The following is a 15,679-nucleotide window of genomic DNA, read 5'->3' as shown; positions in this document are numbered from 1 at the left end:
GTTACGCCGGAACGCTGGCGATCCCCTCGGCGAGGAACCTCTTGCCGAGGACCCGCTCGGACACGCCCGACCGGTCCAGGTACGGCGTGATCCCGCCCAGGTGGAACGGCCAGCCCGCGCCGGTGATGAGGCACAGGTCGATGTCCTGCGCCTCGGCGACGACGCCCTCGTCCAGCATCAGGCCGATCTCCTGCGCGACGGCGTCCAGGACCCGGTCGCGCACCTGCTCCTCGGTGAGGACGGAGTCGCCCTGCACCAGGAGGGCCGCCACCTCGGGGTCCAGCTCCGGCTTGCCGGAGTCGTAGACGTAGAAGCCGCGCTTGCCGGCCTTGACCACCGCGGCCAGGTTCGCCGAGACCGTGAAGCGGTCCGGGAAGGCGCGGTTGAGGGTCTCGGAGACGTGCAGACCGATCGCCGGGCCCACCAGCTCCAGGAGCACCAGCGGCGACATCGGCAGGCCGAGCGGCTCGACGGCCTTCTCGGCCGTCGCGACCGGGGTGCCCTCGTCGATGACGTTCTGGATCTCGCCCATGAAGCGGGTGAGGATGCGGTTGACGACGAACGCCGGGGCGTCCTTCACCAGGACCGCGGTCTTCTTCAGCTTCTTCGCCACGCCGAAGGCCGTGGCCAGCGCCGCGTCGTCCGTCCGCTCGCCGCGCACGATCTCCAGCAGCGGCAGGATCGCGACCGGGTTGAAGAAGTGGAAGCCGACGACCCGCTCGGGGTGCTTCAGCTTCGACGCCATCTCGCTCACCGACAGCGAGGAGGTGTTGGTCGCCAGGATCGTGTGGGCCGGGACGACCGCCTCGACCTCGGCGAACACCTGCTGCTTGACGCCCATCTCCTCGAACACGGCCTCGATGACGAAGTCCGCGTCGCCGAAGGCGGCGGCCTTGTCGAGGGAGCCGGTGACCGCGGCCTTCAGGCGGTTCGCCTTGTCCTGGCCGATCCGGCCCTTGGCGAGCAGCTTGTCGATCTCGCCGTGGACGTAGCCCACGCCCTTGTCGATCCGCTCCTGGTCGATGTCGGTCAGCACGACCGGCACCTCCAGGCGGCGCGCGAACAGCAGCGCGAGCTGAGAGGCCATCAGGCCGGCGCCGACGACGCCCACCTTGGTGACCGGGCGGGCCAGCGAGCGGTCCGGCGCACCGGCCGGGCGCTTGGCACGCTTCTGCACCAGGTTGAAGGAGTAGATGCCGCTGCGCAGCTCGCCGCCCATGATCAGGTCCGCGAGGGCCTGGGTCTCGGCGTCGAAGCCCTGGCGCAGGTCGCCGTTCTTGGCGGCGGCGATGATGTCCAGCGCGCGGTAGGCGGCCGGGGCCGCGCCGTGCACCTTGGAGTCCGCGATCGCCCGGCCGCGCTCGACCGCCCGGTCCCAGCCCTCGCCGCGGTCGATCTCCTGGCGCACGACCTCGGTCTCGCCCTTGAGGACGGACGCCGTCCACAGCAGCGACTGCTCCAGGAAGTCCGCGCCCTCGAAGATCGCGTCGGCGATGCCGAGCTCGAAGACCTGCTTGCCCTTCAACTGCCGGTTCTGGCTGAGCGAGTTCTCGATGATGACCGAGACCGCGCGGTCCGCGCCGATCAGGTTCGGCAGCAGCGCGCAGCCGCCCCAGCCCGGGACCAGACCGAGGAAGACCTCGGGCAGCGAGAAGGCGGGGATCGCCTTGGACACCGTGCGGTAGGAGCAGTGCAGACCGACCTCGACGCCACCGCCCATCGCCGCGCCGTTGTAGTACGCGAACGTCGGGACGGCCAGCGCCGACAGGCGCTTGAAGACGTCGTGGCCGCCCTTGCCGATGGCCACCGCGTCCTCGTGGCGCCCCAGCAGCTCCACGCCCTTGAGGTCCGCGCCCACGGCGAAGATGAACGGCTTGCCGGTGACACCGACACCGACGATCTTCCCGGCCGCGGCCTCCGCCTCGACCTGGTCGAGGGCGGCGTCGAGGTTCGCCAGCGACTGCGGGCCGAAGGTGGTCGGCTTGGTGTGGTCCAGGCCGTTGTCCAGCGTGATGAGCGCGAAGACGCCCGCGCCCAGGGGGAGGTCGAAGTGGCGCACGTGCGCCTGGGTGACGACCTCGTCCGGGAACAGCTCGGCCGCACCCTTCAGAAGCTCGGTGGTGGTGTTCACTTGTCCCCCTCGAAGTGCGGGTTCTCCCAGATGACCGTTCCGCCCATGCCCAGGCCGACGCACATCGAGGTGAGGCCGTAGCGGACGTGCGGCTGCTCCTCGAACTGCCGGGCCAGCTGCGTCATCAGACGCACGCCGGAGGAGGCGAGGGGGTGGCCGAAGGCGATCGCGCCGCCGTACTGGTTGACGCGCGGGTCGTCGTCCGCGATGCCGTAGTGGTCCAGGAGCGCGAGCACCTGCACCGCGTACGCCTCGTTCAGCTCGAACAGGCCGATGTCCTCGATGGACAGGCCCGCCTTGGCCAGTGCCTTCTCCGTCGCCGGGATCGGGCCGTAGCCCATCACCTCGGGCTCGACGCCCACGAAGGCGTACGACACCAGGCGCATCCTGACCGGCAGGCCCAGCTCGCGCGCCACGTCCTCGGCGGCGATCAGCGAGGCGGTGGCGCCGTCGTTGAGGCCGGAGGCGTTGCCCGGGGTGACCCGGCCGTGCGGGCGGAAGGGGGTCTTGAGGTTGGCCAGACCCTCCATGGTGGTGCCCGGGCGCATCGGCTCGTCGGCCGTGGCCAGGCCCCAGCCGAGCTCGCCGCCCTCGGGCGAGGTCCGGCGGATGGAGATCGGCACCAGGTCGGCCTGGATCTTGCCGTCGGCGTACGCCTTGGCGGCCTTCTCCTGGCTGCGGACCGCGTAGGCGTCCGCGCGCTCCTTGGTGAGGTGCGGGTAGCGGTCGTGCAGGTTCTCCGCCGTCATACCCATGACGAGCGCGGAGTCGTCGACCAGCCGCTCCGAGAGGAAGCGCGGGTTCGGGTCCACGCCCTCGCCCATGGGGTGGCGGCCCATGTGCTCGACGCCGCCCGCGAGGGCGATGTCGTACGCGCCGAAGGAGACGCCACCGGCGACGGTCGTCACGGCGGTCATCGCGCCGGCGCACATGCGGTCGATGGACATGCCGGGCACCGTCTGCGGCAGGCCCGCGAGCATGCCGGCCGTGCGGCCCAGGGTCAGACCCTGGTCACCGATCTGCGTGGTCGCGGCGATGGCGACCTCGTCGATCCTGGCGGGATCCAGGTTCGGGTTGCGGCGCAGCAGCTCCCGGATGCACTTGATGACGAGATCGTCGGCGCGGGTCTCGTGGTAGATGCCCTTCGGGCCCGCCTTGCCGAACGGGGTGCGGACGCCGTCGACAAACACGACGTCCCTAGCGGTACGAGGCACGTTGGCTCTCCTCCAGGTGCGGATCGCTGCCGCGCGGGCATGCCGATACGGCTCCGCCGCGGCGCGGACTCATACCGTCATGCTACTTGCGGGTAACCATGCTGCCCAGTCCCTCCGCATGGCGGCGAACATCACATCCGGGGTGCGGTCCGTTGCCGGGCGCGGCGCCGTTGCCGCCTGCGGCGGGGCGCCCTCCGGGCGTGTCCTCAAACGCCGGACGGGCTGGATTCGCGGACCGTTGTCCGTGAATCCAGCCCGTGGGCCCGGGGGCACAGCCCCCGGTGACGGAATAGGAGACCTCAGGCCGTCGGGGCGTCGAGGGCCTCCGCCAAGCGCGAAGCGACTTGTTCGATCTGCCAGTGGCGGGCGCCGTGCGCGGTGAGGATCTCCGCCACCGACTCCGGCGTCGCGACCCGCGGCGGCTCCCAGCACAGGCGCCGCACCGTGTCCGGGGCGATCAGGTTCTCCTGCGGCATGTTGAGGCTCTCCGCCAGCGCGGAGACCGCCGTGCGCGCCGCCGAGAGGCGGGCCGCGGCCGCGGGGTCCTTGTCCGCCCACGCGCGGGGCGGCGGCGGGCCCGTCAGGGGCTGGCCGGGCTGCGGCAGTTCGGCGTCGGGGATCGCACGGGCGCGGTCGACCGCCGCCTGCCACTGTTCGAGCTGCTTGCGGCTCATGCGGTGCCCGAAGCCGGGGAGCGCCGCGAGGGCGTGCGCGTTGGCCGGCGTGTTCAGGGCTGCCTCGATGATCGCGGCGTCGCCGAGCACCTTGCCGGGCGAGACGTCGCGCCGCTGCGCGATCAGGTCGCGCGCGGTCCACAGCTCGCGGACCACGGCCATCTGCCGGCGGCGCCGGACCTTGTGCATGCCGGACGTGCGGCGCCACGGATCCTTGCGCGGCGGCGCGGGCGGCGCGGCGGCGATGGCCGCGAACTCCTCGCGGGCCCACTCCAGCTTGCCCTGCCGGTCCAGCTCCTCCTCCAGGGCGTCCCGCAGGTCGACGAGCAGTTCCACGTCGAGCGCGGCGTAGCGCAGCCAGGGGTCGGGCAGCGGGCGGGTGGACCAGTCGACGGCGGAGTGGCCCTTCTCCAGGGCGTAGCCGAGGACGTTCTCGACCATGGCGCCGAGCCCGACCCGGGCGAATCCGGCGAGCCGTCCCGCCAGCTCCGTGTCGAAGAGCCGCGACGGCGTCATCCCTATCTCGCGCAGGCACGGCAGGTCCTGTGTGGCGGCGTGCAGCACCCACTCGGCGTCGCCGATGGCGGCGTCGAGGGTGGACAGGTCGGGGCAGCCGACGGGGTCGATGAGCGTGGAGCCCGCGCCTTCGCGGCGGAGCTGCACGAGGTAGGCGCGCTGGCCGTAGCGGTAGCCGGAGGCGCGCTCGGCGTCGACGGCGACGGGGCCCGTACCCGCTGCGAACGCCGCGACGATCTCGGCCAGGGCATCGTTGTCAGCGACGACCGGCGGGATGCCTTCGCGTGGTTCCAGCAGGGGGATCGGCGCCGAATCGACGTCGTCCGGGGGAGCGCCCCCGGTGGTTCGCAGTGTCGTGTCTTCTGCGGTCTCTTGGGCGTCGGTCACCGGTCAAGGGTATCTGTGTATGGCAAGCGCCCGCCGACGGTATGTCCCCTCGACGGGCGTGGTGCCGTTTCCAGGGGCGTGCAGCGCCCGCTGGGAGCGGTCAGTGGATGATGCCCGTGCGCAGGGCGACGGCGACCATCCCGGCGCGGTCGCCGGTGCCGAGCTTGCGGGCGATCCGGGCGAGGTGGCTCTTGACGGTGAGCGCGGACAGGCCCATCGAGACGCCGATGGCCTTGTTGGACTGACCCTCCGCGACCAGTCGCAGCACCTCGACCTCCCGGCCGGAGAGCTCGCGGTAGCCGCCGGGGTGACCGGGGGCGCCGGGCGGGCGGCGGTGCATCCGGGCCGCGGCGGCGGAGCCGATGGGTGCCGCGCCGGGGCGGCCGGGGAGGCCCAGGTTGGTGCGGGTGCCGGTGACGACATAGCCCTTGACGCCTCCTGCGAGGGCGTTGCGCACGGCGCCGATGTCATCGGCGGCGGACAGGGCCAGGCCGTTGGGCCAGCCCGCGGCGCGGGTCTCGGACAGCAGGGTGAGCCCCGAGCCGTCGGGAAGGTGGACGTCGGCCACGCAGATGTCGCGCGGGTTGCCGACGCGGGGGCGGGCCTCCGCGATGGACGACGCCTCGATCACATCTCGCACGCCGAGCGCCCACAGGTGGCGGGTGACGGTGGAGCGGACACGGGGGTCGGCGACGACGACCATGGCCGTCGGTTTGTTGGGGCGGTAGGCGAGGCTCGCAGGTTGCTCGAGGAGAACGGACACCAAGCCTCCATGGGGGAGTGGCGGGGGACGGGTGCCGGCGTGGGGGGTAAGCCGGGGCGATCCGTATGGGAAGGGTCACAAGCCTCTTCGGCAGCGAAGCGTCCCGGCTTTAGGGAATGATCACGAATTGATGAGTAACAATTCGGACAATTCGGAAGGTTGGTCGATCAACGACTCTGCGGATCGCGCCGCTGGGGAAGCGTCACCACCCCGGCCTCCGGGCCCCCGCCCGGCGGCAGCCCCGCGATCTGACACAGCAGGTCGCACCAGGCGGCGAGGTGTGCCGCCGTGTCCGGCACCCCGCCGCCGGACCCCGCCGCGGCCTGCCCCGCCGGGCCCGCGGGCGGCTCCGCCGGCGACCACGACGCCCGGATCTCGATGCGGGTCGACGGCTCCCGGTCCCGCAGCCCCCCGAAGTAGTGCGAGCTCGCCCGGGTCACCGTCCCGCTCGGCGCCCCGTACGGCACCCGCCGGGCCTCCAGCGCGCCCGTCAGCCAGGACCAGCACACCTCCGGCAGCAGCGGGTCCGCCGCCATCTCCGGCTCCAGATCGGCGTGCACCAGCGTGACCAGCCGGAACGTACCGCCCCATGCCTCGTGGCCCGCAGGGTCGTGCAGCAGGATCAGCCGGCCGTCCGCCAGCTCCTCGTCGTCCACGACGACCGCGGCCTCCAGCGCGTACGAGAAGGGGGCGAGCCGCTGGGGCGGCGGGGTCGCGTCCAGCTCGATCTCCGGCCGCAGGCGCACTCCTTGCAGTCCCGCGACCGCTTGCCGGAAGACGGACGGGGAGCCCTCCCCATCCTCGTCGTCCGGACCGTCCGAGAGGTGTCCCTGCGCCGCAACCATGCCCGGAAGACTAGGCGGAAGGTGGCCCCGTTCCGGGTAGGACACCCACATGGGCGGGTCACTCGTTCGGCCCGTGCGAAGATTTGGGGCATGAGTGAGCGCAGGGAGCCCAGCCAGCCCGCCAGCCAGCAGCAGACCGGCCGCACCGCGGCGTACGACTCGGCCTTCCTGAGGGCGTGCCGACGCGAGCCCGTGCCACATACACCGGTCTGGTTCATGCGCCAGGCGGGGCGCTCGCTGCCGGAGTACCGCAAGCTCCGCGAGGGCATCCCCATGCTCGATTCCTGCATGCGGCCCGACCTCGTCACCGAGATCACCCTCCAGCCGGTCCGGCGCCACAACGTCGACGCCGCGATCTTCTTCAGCGACATCGTCGTCCCGCTGAAGGCCATCGGGATCGACCTGGACATCAAGCCCGGCGTCGGCCCGGTCGTCGCCGAGCCGATCCGCACCCGCGCCGACCTGGAGCGGCTGCGCCCGCTCGACGCCTCCGACGTGCCCTACGTCACCGAGGCCATCGGCATGCTCACCGCCGAGCTCGGCGCCACCCCGCTCATCGGCTTCGCCGGGGCGCCCTTCACCCTGGCCAGCTATCTGGTCGAGGGCGGGCCCTCGCGCAACCACGAGCACACCAAGGCGCTCATGTACGGCGACCCCGAGCTGTGGGCCGACCTCCTCGACCGGCTCGCGGACATCACCGCTTCCTTCCTGAAGGTGCAGATCGCCGCGGGCGCCTCGGCCGTGCAGCTCTTCGACTCCTGGGTCGGCGCGCTCGCCCCCGCGGACTACCGCCGCTCGGTCATGCCCTCCTCCACCAAGGTCTTCGACGCCGTCGCCGGCCTCGGCGTGCCGCGCATCCACTTCGGTGTCGGCACGGGCGAGCTGCTCGGCCTCATGGGCGAGGCCGGCGCGGACGTCGTCGGCGTCGACTGGCGGATCCCCATGGACGAGGCCGCGCGCCGCGTCGGCCCCGGCAAGGCGCTCCAGGGCAACCTGGACCCGGCGGTCCTCTTCGCCGGCCGCGAGGCGGTCGAGGCCAAGACCCGCGAGGTCCTCACCGCGGCCCGCGACCTGGAGGGCCACGTCTTCAACCTGGGCCACGGCGTCCTGCCGACGACGGACCCGGAGGCCCTGACCCGCCTCGTGGAGTTCGTCCACGAGCAGACGGCCCGCTAGCCCGGGCACCGGGACGCGGAGGAGCTACGCCCCCGCGTCCCGCACCGCGGCGGCGGCCTTGCGCGCGGCGACGAGCACCGGATCCCACACCGGCGAGAACGGCGGCGCGTACCCCAGGTCCAGCGCCGTCATCTGATCCACCGTCATCCGGGCCGTCAGGGCGACCGCCGCCACGTCCACCCGCTTCGCGGCGCCCTCCCGGCCGACGATCTGCGCCCCGAGCAGCCGCCCCGTACCGCGCTCGGCCAGCATCTTCACGCGCATGGGCCGCGCGCCGGGGTAGTAGCCCGCCCGGCTGGTCGACTCGATCGTGGCCGTCACGAAGCGCAGGCCGACCGCCGTCGCCTGCGCCTCCAGCAGGCCCGTGCGGGCGATCTCCAGGTCGCACACCTTGCTGACGGCCGTGCCCACCACTCCGGGGAACGTGGCGTAGCCGCCGCCGATGTTGGTGCCGATGACCTGGCCGTGCTTGTTCGCGTGCGTGCCCAGCGCGATATGCCGGGTGCGGCCGGAGACGAGGTCCAGCACCTCCACGCAGTCGCCGCCCGCCCAGACGTTTTCGTGGCCGCGCACCCGCATCGCGAGGTCCGTCAGCAGCCCGCCCGACTCGCCGAGGGGGAGCCCGGCCGCCTCGGCGAGCGCCGTCCCGGGGCGTACGCCCAGGCCCAGCACGACCACGTCCGCCGGGAACTCCTTCGCCGCGGTCGCGACCGCGGCGACCCGGCCGTCCGGGCCGGTGACGATCCCGGTGACCTCGGCCCCCGTCACCACCTCGATGCCCATCCCGCACATCGCCTCGTGCACCAGCGTGCCCATGTCCGGGTCGAGCGTCGTCATCGGCTGCGGGGAGCGGTCGACCACGGTGACCTGGAAGCCGCGGCGCACGAGCGCTTCCGCCATCTCCACGCCGATGTACCCGGCGCCGATGACCACGGCCCGGCGGCCGTCCGTCCCGGTGAGCCCGTCGATGAGGGCCTGCCCGTCGTCCAGGGTCTGCACGCCGTACACGCCGGGGGCGTCGATGCCGTCCAGGGGCGGGCGCACCGGGCGGGCGCCCGTCGCCACGACCAGGTGGTCGAAGCCGTGCCAGCGGTCCGTGCCGCCCTCCAGGTCGCGGGCCCGCACGCGCTGCCCCGCCAGGTCGATCTCGGTCACCTCGGTGCGCATCCGCAGGTCGATGCCGCGCCTTCGGTGCTCCTCTGCCGTGCGGGCGATCAGGGCGTCCGGGCCGTCGACCTCCCCGCCCGCCCAGTAGGGGATGCCGCAGGCGGAGAAGGAGGTGAAGTGGCCGCGCTCGAAGGCGGTGATCTCCAGGTCGTCGGGCTTCCGGTACCGCCGGGCCCGTGAGGCGGCCGACATGCCGGCGGCGTCCCCGCCGATGACCACCATGCGCGTGTTCGCGACCACCGTGTCCCCTCTCGTCTGCCCTCGTGTCCTCAACTTCCGGACGGGCGCGATTCTTCCGTACGCCCGGCGCAGGGGAACTCCAGGAAGACCGTTTCCCGTTCGCCGCTCAGGCGTAAGTCGAAGCGGTACCCCCGGTGTGTCCCCGGGTCCTCCGTCGCCAGGAGCGTCGCCCGGAGCCCGGCCGGGAGGGCCGAGAGCAGGGGGTCGTCCTCGGGGAGGGCGAAGTAGACCCGGGTGAACAGGTGCCGGCTCAGGCCGGGCGCGAAGACGCACAGGGACAGGTACGGCGCACCGCCGGGCGGCAGCGTCCGCAGGACGTAACGGCCGTCCCTGCCGGTGGGCACACGGGCGAAGCCCGTGAAGGCGACACCGTCGCGGGCCAGGCTGCCGGGCGCGCCCGCGAGCGAGCCGTCCGGGGCCGCCTGCCAGAACTCAAGCAGCGCGTTGGGCACGGGCGTGCCCCCGCCGTCGTACACCCGCCCGTGCAAGGTGACGGTGTCCGGGTGCCCGGCGGGCGCGAGTTCACTGCCGCCCGGCACCGGCAGCGCCTCGCCGTAGAACGGGCCGATGGTCTGCGAGGGCGTGACGGGCAGCGACGACATCAGCGGCCTCCTTCGGCCGGGGTGGCGGCGGGGCCGTCCAGGACGATGTCCCAGTGGTAGCCGAGCGACCACTCGGGAATGTTGAGAGCCGGGTCGTAGGCGGCGATCACCCGGGCCCGCGCGGGGTCGTCGATGGCGCGCCACAGCGCGTCGTACGGCACCAGCGGGTCGCCCGGGAAGTACATCTGTGTGACGAGGCGCTGGGCGAACGCCGTCCCGAAGAGGGAGAAGTGCAGGTGCGACGGGCGCCAGGCGTTGCGGTGGTGGTTCCAGGGGTAGGCGCCGGGGCGGACGGTGGTGAAGTGGTAGCGGCCCTCGTCGTCGGTGAGACAGCGGCCCGTACCGGAGAAGTTCGGGTCCAGGGGCGCGTCATGCCGGTCGGCGCGGTGCGCGTAGCGGCCGGCCGCGTTGGCCTGCCACATCTCCACGAGCTGGCCGCGCACCGGACGCCCGTGGCGGTCCAGGATCCGGCCGGAGACGGTGATGCGCTCGCCCAGTGGCTCGCCGCGGTGCTGCCGGGTCAGATCGGAGTCCAGCGGGCCGACGTCGGCCGGTCCGAAGACGGGGCCGGTCAGCTCGACGGCGCCGGGCTCGACGACGGGCACGGGAGGCCGGGCGGGCTGCCGCAGCGGCAGGCCCCGGTAGGGGGCGGAGTCGTACGCGGGCGCGCCGTTCGCAGGGGCCGCGGCCGAGAGATCGGTCAAGTCGGTTATCGGACGGCTCAGTTGTTCCTGGAGGGGTTCTGATGCCATGGGCAACCCCTACCCCACGGGATCACGGGTGATCCCTGCCTGTCGGCCGCCCGGTCGGACCGGTTCCGCCTGTGGATGATTCCCGGCCACGGGGCGGGCTCAGCGTTCGAGGACCAGCGCCTGCCCCTGCCCCACCCCGATGCACAGCGCCGCCAGCCCCACGCCCGTGCCGGCCGCCGCCAGTTGATGGGCGACCGACCCCACCAGCCGGGCGCCGGAGCACCCCAGAGGATGGCCGATCGCGATCGCCCCGCCGCGCGGGTTGACCACACCGGGATCGAGCTCCGGCCACTCCGCGAAGCACCCCAGCACCTGCGCCGCGTACGCCTCGTTGAGCTCGAAGTGCGTCACATCCGCGAACGTCCGGCCCGCCTTGGCGAGGACGCGCCGCACCGCCTCGACCGGCCCGAGGCCGTACAGATCCGGCTCGATGCCCGTGACGGCCGAGGCCCGCACGCGCGCCAGCGGCTCCCGGCCGATCTCCCGCAGGCCCTCCTCGTCGCACAGCAGCAGGGCCGCCGCGCCGTCGTTCAGCGGCGAGGAGTTGCCCGCGGTGACCGTGCCGTTCTCCTTGCGGAAGGCGGGCCTGAGCCGGGCGAGCGCCTCGGCGGAGGTGTTGTCCCGGATGGTCTCGTCACGCGGCAGCACCACATCCGGCAGGGGCACGACCTCGGCGTCGTACGCGCCTTCCTTCCACGCCCGCGCCGCCTTCCGGTGGCTGGCGAGCGCGAAGGCGTCCTGCCGCTCCCGGGTGATGCCGTGCTTGTCGGCGATCAGCTCGGCGCCCTCGCCCAGCGGGGTCGTCCACCGCCGGGGCATGGCCGGATTGGTCATCCGCCAGCCCAGGGTCGTGGAGAACAGCTCCTGGTGGCCGGCGGGAAAGGCCCGTTCGGGCTTGGGCAGCACGAAGGGGGCCCGGCTCATCGACTCGACGCCGCCCGCGACCACCACCGACGCGTCCCCGAGCGCGATGGCGCGATACGCCTGCACCACCGCCTCGAGACCGGAGGCGCACAGCCGGTTGACCGTCACGCCCGGCACGGACACCGGCAGCCCGGCCAGCAGCACCGCCATCCGGGCCACGTCGCGGTTCTCCTCACCCGCGCCGTTGGCGTTGCCGAGCACCACGTCGTCGACGCGGGCCGGGTCCAGGCCGGGCGAGCGGCCGACCACGGCCTTCACGACGTGCGCCGCGAGGTCGTCGGGGCGCACGGAGGCGAGAGCGCCGCCGTACTTGCCGACCGGGGTGCGCACGGCATCCACGACGAACACATCACGGACCCGGTCGTTCATGGCTGCTCCTCGGCGCTCCCAGGGGCGTTCGCCCGGTGAACTTTCGTTCATAATCGAACTCATGCCGAGTCTCGGGCCGCCGCCATCCGCTGTCAACGGCCCCGCACCGATCACCGCGGCCTCTCCCGGCACGGGCCCGCTCGCGCGCGGACTCGCGGTGCTGCGCGCCCTCGCCGAGCACGACGCCACGGCCCGGGTGCGCCCCGCCGACCTCGCCCGCACCACCGGCCTCGCCCGCTCCGTCGTCGACCGGGTACTCGCCACGCTCGAACACCTCGGCCACGTACGGTTCGAGGGCCGGGACGTCGGCCTCGCCGTGGGGCTGATGGAGCTCGGCAACGCCTATCTCACGGCGAGCGGGGTGCCCGACGCGCTCGGCCCGCACATCGAGCGGCTGGCCGCCGAGCTGGACGAGCCCGTCTCGGTCGGGGTGGCCGACGCCGGGGGCGTCCGCGTCGTCGCCCGCTGCGGACGGCCCCGGACCGTCTCCCTCGCCGTCCGGATCGGCGACCTCCTCCCCGGCGACCGCTGCGCCGCCGGTGCCCTCCTCGCCGCCGCCCCGCAGGGCCCGGCCGGATGGGCCGTCGACGACCAGGGCGCCGAACCCGGCCTGGTCGCCGTGGCCGTGCCCGTCCACGGCCCCGACGGGCACCCGGCCTGCGCCGTCACCGTCACCAGCCACGCCGGCCGGCACTCCGCCGACTCGCTGCGGGAGACGGCGCTGCCCCGGCTGCGGGCCGCGCTCCCCGCGCTGGAGGCGGCACTGGCCGCACCGCCCGGCACCCGGCCCCGGGCCGCGCCCGCCGAGGACCCCTCGCCCGCGGCCAAGCGCGAACTCGGCAGTGCCTACCTCCAGTCGCTCGCCCGCGGGCTCGCCGTCCTGCGGGCCTTCGGCGTCGCGGGCGAGGCACCGCGGCGGGGCGCCACCCTCGCCGAGCTCGCCGCCGCCACCGGGCTCGCGCGGGCCACCGCCCGCCGCGCGCTCCTCACCCTCACCGCGCTGGGCCACGTCACGGCCGAGGGCAGCCGCTTCCGGCCGCTCCCGAGCGTCCTGGCTCTTGGCCACGCCCCGCTCGGCGAGCTCACGTTCACCGACCTCGTCCGGCCCCACCTGCGCGAACTCGTCCGGCGCGTCGGCGAGTCGGCGTCCATGGCGGTGCTCGACGGCGACGACATCCGCTACGTCGCGCGCGTCCCCACCGTGCGCATCATGAGCGTCGACATCACCATCGGCACACGCTTCCCCGCGCACGCCACCTCCATGGGCCGGGTGCTGCTCGCCGGGACCGACCGGGGCGGGGCGCGGCCCGCGCCCCGGGCCCTGACCCCGTACACCGTGACGTCCCCCGCCGAGCTCACCGCCCTCCTCGCCGAGGTGGCGCGGGAGGGGTACGCGCTCGTCGACCAGGAGCTGGAGGAAGGGCTGCGCTCGATCGCGGTGCCCGTCAGGGACGGCCTCGGGAATGTCGTCGCCGCGCTCAACGTCGCCACCCACGCCTCCCGCGGCACCGTCGACGGCCTTCGCCGGGATGTCCTGCCCGCGCTCCGCGACACCGCCGCCCGCATCGAGGCGGACCTGCGCACGGCCTCGACGCACCGCGCTCTGCCCATCGGCTGACCGGGCCCCCGGTGCCGGGGGAGCGTTTGAGAGAGTGGGGGCATGAGCGACATTCCCAGGCGGCGACCGGGCCGTCACGTGGTGGTCATCGGCGGCGGGATCTCCGGTCTCGCGGCGGCCCACCGGCTGGTGACGGGCGGTGCGCGGGTCACGCTCCTGGAGGCGTCAGGGCGGCTCGGCGGCAAGCTCCGCGCGGGCGAGATCGCCGGCGTCCCCGTCGACCTGGGCGCCGAATCGATGCTGGCCCGGCGGCCCGAGGCGGTCGAACTGGCCCGCGCGGTCGGCCTCGCGGACCGCCTCCAGCCACCGGCCACCGCCACGGCGGGCATCTGGACGCGCGGCAGCCTGCGGCTGATGCCCAAGGGACACATGATGGGCGTGCCCGGCGACCTCGCCCCGCTGGCCGCCTCCGGCGTGCTCTCGGACGAGGGCCTCGCCCGGGTGGCCAGGGACGCCGAACTGCCGCCCACCGAGATCGGCGACGACGTCGCGATCGGCACCTACGTCGCGGAGCGCATGGGCCGCGAGCTCGTGGACCGGCTGGTGGAGCCCCTGCTCGGCGGCGTCTACGCGGGCGACCCGTACCGCATCTCGATGCGCGCCGCCGTGCCGCAGCTCTTCGAACTCGCCCGTACGCACCGGTCGTTGCTCGACGGCGTGCACGAGACCCAGCAGCGGGCCGCCGGACGGCAGCAGCCCGGGCCGGTCTTCATGGGCATCGCCGGCGGGATCGGGCGGCTGCCGCTCGCGGTCGCGGACGCGGTGCGCGCGGCGGGCGGCGAGATCCGCACGGACACCCCGGTGAGCGCGATCGGCCGCGACGCCGACGGCTGGTGGGTCGGCCTCGGCGCGGAACGGCTCGCGGCCGACGCGGTCGTCGTCGCCACCCCGGCGCCCGCCGCGACCCGCCTCCTGGACGACCTGGCGCCCGCCGCGGCCGGGGAGCTCGCGAGCGTGCGGTACGCCTCCATGGCCCTGGTCACCATGGCCTTCCGCCGCGCGGACGCCGAGGGGCTGCCGTCCGGCAGCGGCTTCCTCGTGCCGCCGGTCGACGGCCGGAAGATCAAGGCATCCACCTTCGCGAGCAACAAGTGGGGCTGGATCGCGGACGCCGGTCCCGGGACGTTCGTGCTGCGCACCTCGATCGGCCGGTTCGAGGAGGAGGCCGACCTGGAGCGCGACGACGCCGAGCTGGTCGCCATGTCGCTGAAGGACCTCGGTGACGCCGTCGGCCTGTCCGCGGCTCCGCTTCAGGCCCGGGTCGACCGGTGGGACGGCGGCCTGCCGCAGTACCCGGTCGGCCACCTCGCCCGCGTCGCCCGGATCCGCGAGCACGTCGCGGCCCTCCCCGGCCTGCGGGTGTGCGGTGCCGCCTACGACGGCGTGGGCATCCCGGCGTGCGTCTCCAGCGCGCACCGGGCGGCCGACGAGATCCTGGCGGCCTTGACCCCCCTGGCTCAGGGCCCCGGAAGCGGCGAGTGACAATAGGGACATGACTGACGCCCCCGAGAAGATCCCGAACGCCGGCAAGAAGGCCAAGGACCTCAACGAGGTCATCCGCTACACCCTCTGGTCGGTGTTCAAGCTCCGCGACGTCCTGCCCCAGGACCGCTCCGGCTACGCCGACGAGGTGGAGGAGCTGTTCGCGCAGCTCGCCGAGAAGGACGTCACCGTGCGTGGCACCTACGACCTCTCGGGTCTGCGGGCCGACGCCGACGTGATGATCTGGTGGCACTCCGAGACCTCGGACGCCCTCCAGGACGCGTACAACCGCTTCCGCCGCACCCGGCTGGGCCGCGCGCTGGAGCCGGTGTGGTCCAACATGGCCCTGCACCGCCCGGCGGAGTTCAACAAGTCGCACATCCCGGCGTTCCTCGCCGACGAGACGGCGCGCGACTACGTCAGCGTCTACCCTTTCGTCCGCAGCTACGACTGGTACCTGCTGCCCGACGAGGACCGCCGCCGGATGCTCGCGGACCACGGCAAGATGGCGCGCGGCTACCCCGACGTGCGGGCCAACACGGTGGCGTCCTTCTCGCTGGGCGACTACGAGTGGATCCTCGCCTTCGAGGCGAACGACCTCTACCGCATCGTGGACCTCATGCGTCACCTGCGGGCGTCCGAGGCGCGCATGCACGTCCGCGAGGAGGTCCCGTTCTACACGGGTCGCCGCAAGGCCGTGGCCGAGCTCGTGGCGGACCTGGCGTAAGGCTCACGCTCCCCGGACGCCGGGCGGGCCCGATTCCTCGGGCCGGCCCGGCGTCGTCGTGCGTGCGGCTACTTCTTGTTCGCGGCCGCGAC

General features: G+C 73.7%; 13 protein-coding genes. 4 read left to right on the top strand and 9 right to left on the bottom strand.

What is annotated here, in order from left to right:
• Position 1: 1 nt before the first annotated feature.
• The 5 genes from ABD269_RS27280 to ABD269_RS27260 all read right to left on the bottom strand — a co-directional run bounded on the left by ABD269_RS27280 (position 2) and on the right by ABD269_RS27260 (position 6,530).
• Positions 2–2,131 (bottom strand): 3-hydroxyacyl-CoA dehydrogenase NAD-binding domain-containing protein, encoded by a 2,130-nt coding sequence (locus ABD269_RS27280; protein ID WP_344121978.1) that lies wholly within the window; start codon positions 2,129–2,131, stop codon positions 2–4.
• Positions 2,128–3,345 (bottom strand): thiolase family protein, encoded by a 1,218-nt coding sequence (locus ABD269_RS27275; protein ID WP_301891649.1) that lies wholly within the window; start codon positions 3,343–3,345, stop codon positions 2,128–2,130. The genes ABD269_RS27280 and ABD269_RS27275 overlap by 4 nt, the downstream gene beginning before the upstream one ends.
• A 299-nt stretch (positions 3,346–3,644) precedes the next feature.
• Positions 3,645–4,922 carry an HRDC domain-containing protein gene (locus ABD269_RS27270; protein WP_344121976.1) on the bottom strand — a complete coding sequence of 426 codons (1,278 nt, stop codon included), beginning with the start codon at positions 4,920–4,922 and terminating at the stop codon, positions 3,645–3,647.
• Positions 4,923–5,022: 100 nt separating this feature from the next.
• Positions 5,023–5,685, bottom strand: a complete 663-nt coding sequence (locus ABD269_RS27265) for a response regulator transcription factor (RefSeq protein ID WP_116214433.1) — start codon at positions 5,683–5,685, stop codon at positions 5,023–5,025.
• 167 nt (positions 5,686–5,852) lie between these two features.
• Entirely contained in the window at positions 5,853–6,530 is a 678-nt protein-coding gene (locus ABD269_RS27260) for a DUF3000 domain-containing protein (RefSeq protein ID WP_301891651.1), read from the bottom strand.
• A 90-nt stretch (positions 6,531–6,620) separates the two neighbouring features.
• Between ABD269_RS27260 and hemE the strand changes: the two genes are divergently transcribed.
• A complete protein-coding gene (gene hemE, locus ABD269_RS27255) occupies positions 6,621–7,706 on the top strand; it encodes a uroporphyrinogen decarboxylase (protein WP_344121973.1) in 1,086 nt (361 codons plus the stop codon).
• Between the two features lie 24 nt (positions 7,707–7,730).
• Here hemE and ABD269_RS27250 read toward each other — a convergent pair whose 3' ends face one another.
• The 4 genes from ABD269_RS27250 to ABD269_RS27235 form a co-directional block, all read right to left on the bottom strand.
• Complete coding sequence (locus tag ABD269_RS27250) at positions 7,731–9,095, bottom strand: FAD-dependent oxidoreductase (RefSeq protein WP_344122106.1); 1,365 nt, start codon at positions 9,093–9,095, stop codon at positions 7,731–7,733.
• 47 nt (positions 9,096–9,142) lie between these two features.
• Positions 9,143–9,715, bottom strand: coding sequence for a protocatechuate 3,4-dioxygenase subunit alpha (gene pcaG / locus ABD269_RS27245; RefSeq protein ID WP_344121970.1), 573 nt, complete (start codon positions 9,713–9,715; stop codon positions 9,143–9,145).
• The gene (gene pcaH / locus ABD269_RS27240; RefSeq protein ID WP_344121968.1) at positions 9,715–10,467 is read right to left on the bottom strand and encodes a protocatechuate 3,4-dioxygenase subunit beta; all 753 of its coding nucleotides are present in this window, start codon (positions 10,465–10,467) and stop codon (positions 9,715–9,717) included. The genes pcaG and pcaH overlap by 1 nt, the downstream gene beginning before the upstream one ends.
• A 99-nt stretch (positions 10,468–10,566) precedes the next feature.
• Positions 10,567–11,760, bottom strand: a complete 1,194-nt coding sequence (locus tag ABD269_RS27235) for a thiolase family protein (protein ID WP_344121965.1) — start codon at positions 11,758–11,760, stop codon at positions 10,567–10,569.
• Between the two features lie 61 nt (positions 11,761–11,821).
• Here ABD269_RS27235 and ABD269_RS27230 point away from each other — a divergent pair, with 61 nt between their 5' ends.
• The 3 genes from ABD269_RS27230 to hemQ are packed head-to-tail and all read left to right on the top strand — an operon-like array spanning position 11,822 to position 15,587.
• Complete coding sequence (locus ABD269_RS27230) at positions 11,822–13,378, top strand: IclR family transcriptional regulator domain-containing protein (protein WP_344121963.1); 1,557 nt, start codon at positions 11,822–11,824, stop codon at positions 13,376–13,378.
• 42 nt (positions 13,379–13,420) lie between these two features.
• Entirely contained in the window at positions 13,421–14,860 is a 1,440-nt protein-coding gene (gene hemG / locus ABD269_RS27225) for a protoporphyrinogen oxidase (protein WP_344121961.1), read from the top strand.
• A gap of 10 nt (positions 14,861–14,870) precedes the next feature.
• Complete coding sequence (hemQ, locus tag ABD269_RS27220) at positions 14,871–15,587, top strand: hydrogen peroxide-dependent heme synthase (RefSeq protein ID WP_301891659.1); 717 nt, start codon at positions 14,871–14,873, stop codon at positions 15,585–15,587.
• The last annotated feature ends 92 nt before the right edge of the window (positions 15,588–15,679 follow it).

This window comes from Streptomyces blastmyceticus, assembly GCF_039521185.1.
Taxonomy (GTDB): domain Bacteria; phylum Actinomycetota; class Actinomycetes; order Streptomycetales; family Streptomycetaceae; genus Streptomyces; species Streptomyces blastmyceticus.
Note: the sequence above shows the minus strand (reverse complement) of the source record. Positions and strands in the feature narration are given on the sequence as shown.

Excerpts from the sequence above, each read along its gene's own strand:
- hemG (WP_344121961.1), top strand. The coding sequence starts at position 13,421 with ATGAGCGACATTCCCAGGCGGCGACCGGGCCGTCACGTGGTGGTCATC.
- pcaG (WP_344121970.1), bottom strand. The coding sequence starts at position 9,715 with ATGTCGTCGCTGCCCGTCACGCCCTCGCAGACCATCGGCCCGTTCTAC.
- ABD269_RS27250 (WP_344122106.1), bottom strand. The coding sequence starts at position 9,095 with ATGGTGGTCATCGGCGGGGACGCCGCCGGCATGTCGGCCGCCTCACGG.
- hemQ (WP_301891659.1), top strand. The coding sequence starts at position 14,871 with ATGACTGACGCCCCCGAGAAGATCCCGAACGCCGGCAAGAAGGCCAAG.
- pcaH (WP_344121968.1), bottom strand. The coding sequence starts at position 10,467 with ATGGCATCAGAACCCCTCCAGGAACAACTGAGCCGTCCGATAACCGAC.
- ABD269_RS27230 (WP_344121963.1), top strand. The coding sequence starts at position 11,822 with ATGCCGAGTCTCGGGCCGCCGCCATCCGCTGTCAACGGCCCCGCACCG.
- hemE (WP_344121973.1), top strand. The coding sequence starts at position 6,621 with ATGAGTGAGCGCAGGGAGCCCAGCCAGCCCGCCAGCCAGCAGCAGACC.
- ABD269_RS27260 (WP_301891651.1), bottom strand. The coding sequence starts at position 6,530 with ATGGTTGCGGCGCAGGGACACCTCTCGGACGGTCCGGACGACGAGGAT.
- ABD269_RS27235 (WP_344121965.1), bottom strand. The coding sequence starts at position 11,760 with ATGAACGACCGGGTCCGTGATGTGTTCGTCGTGGATGCCGTGCGCACC.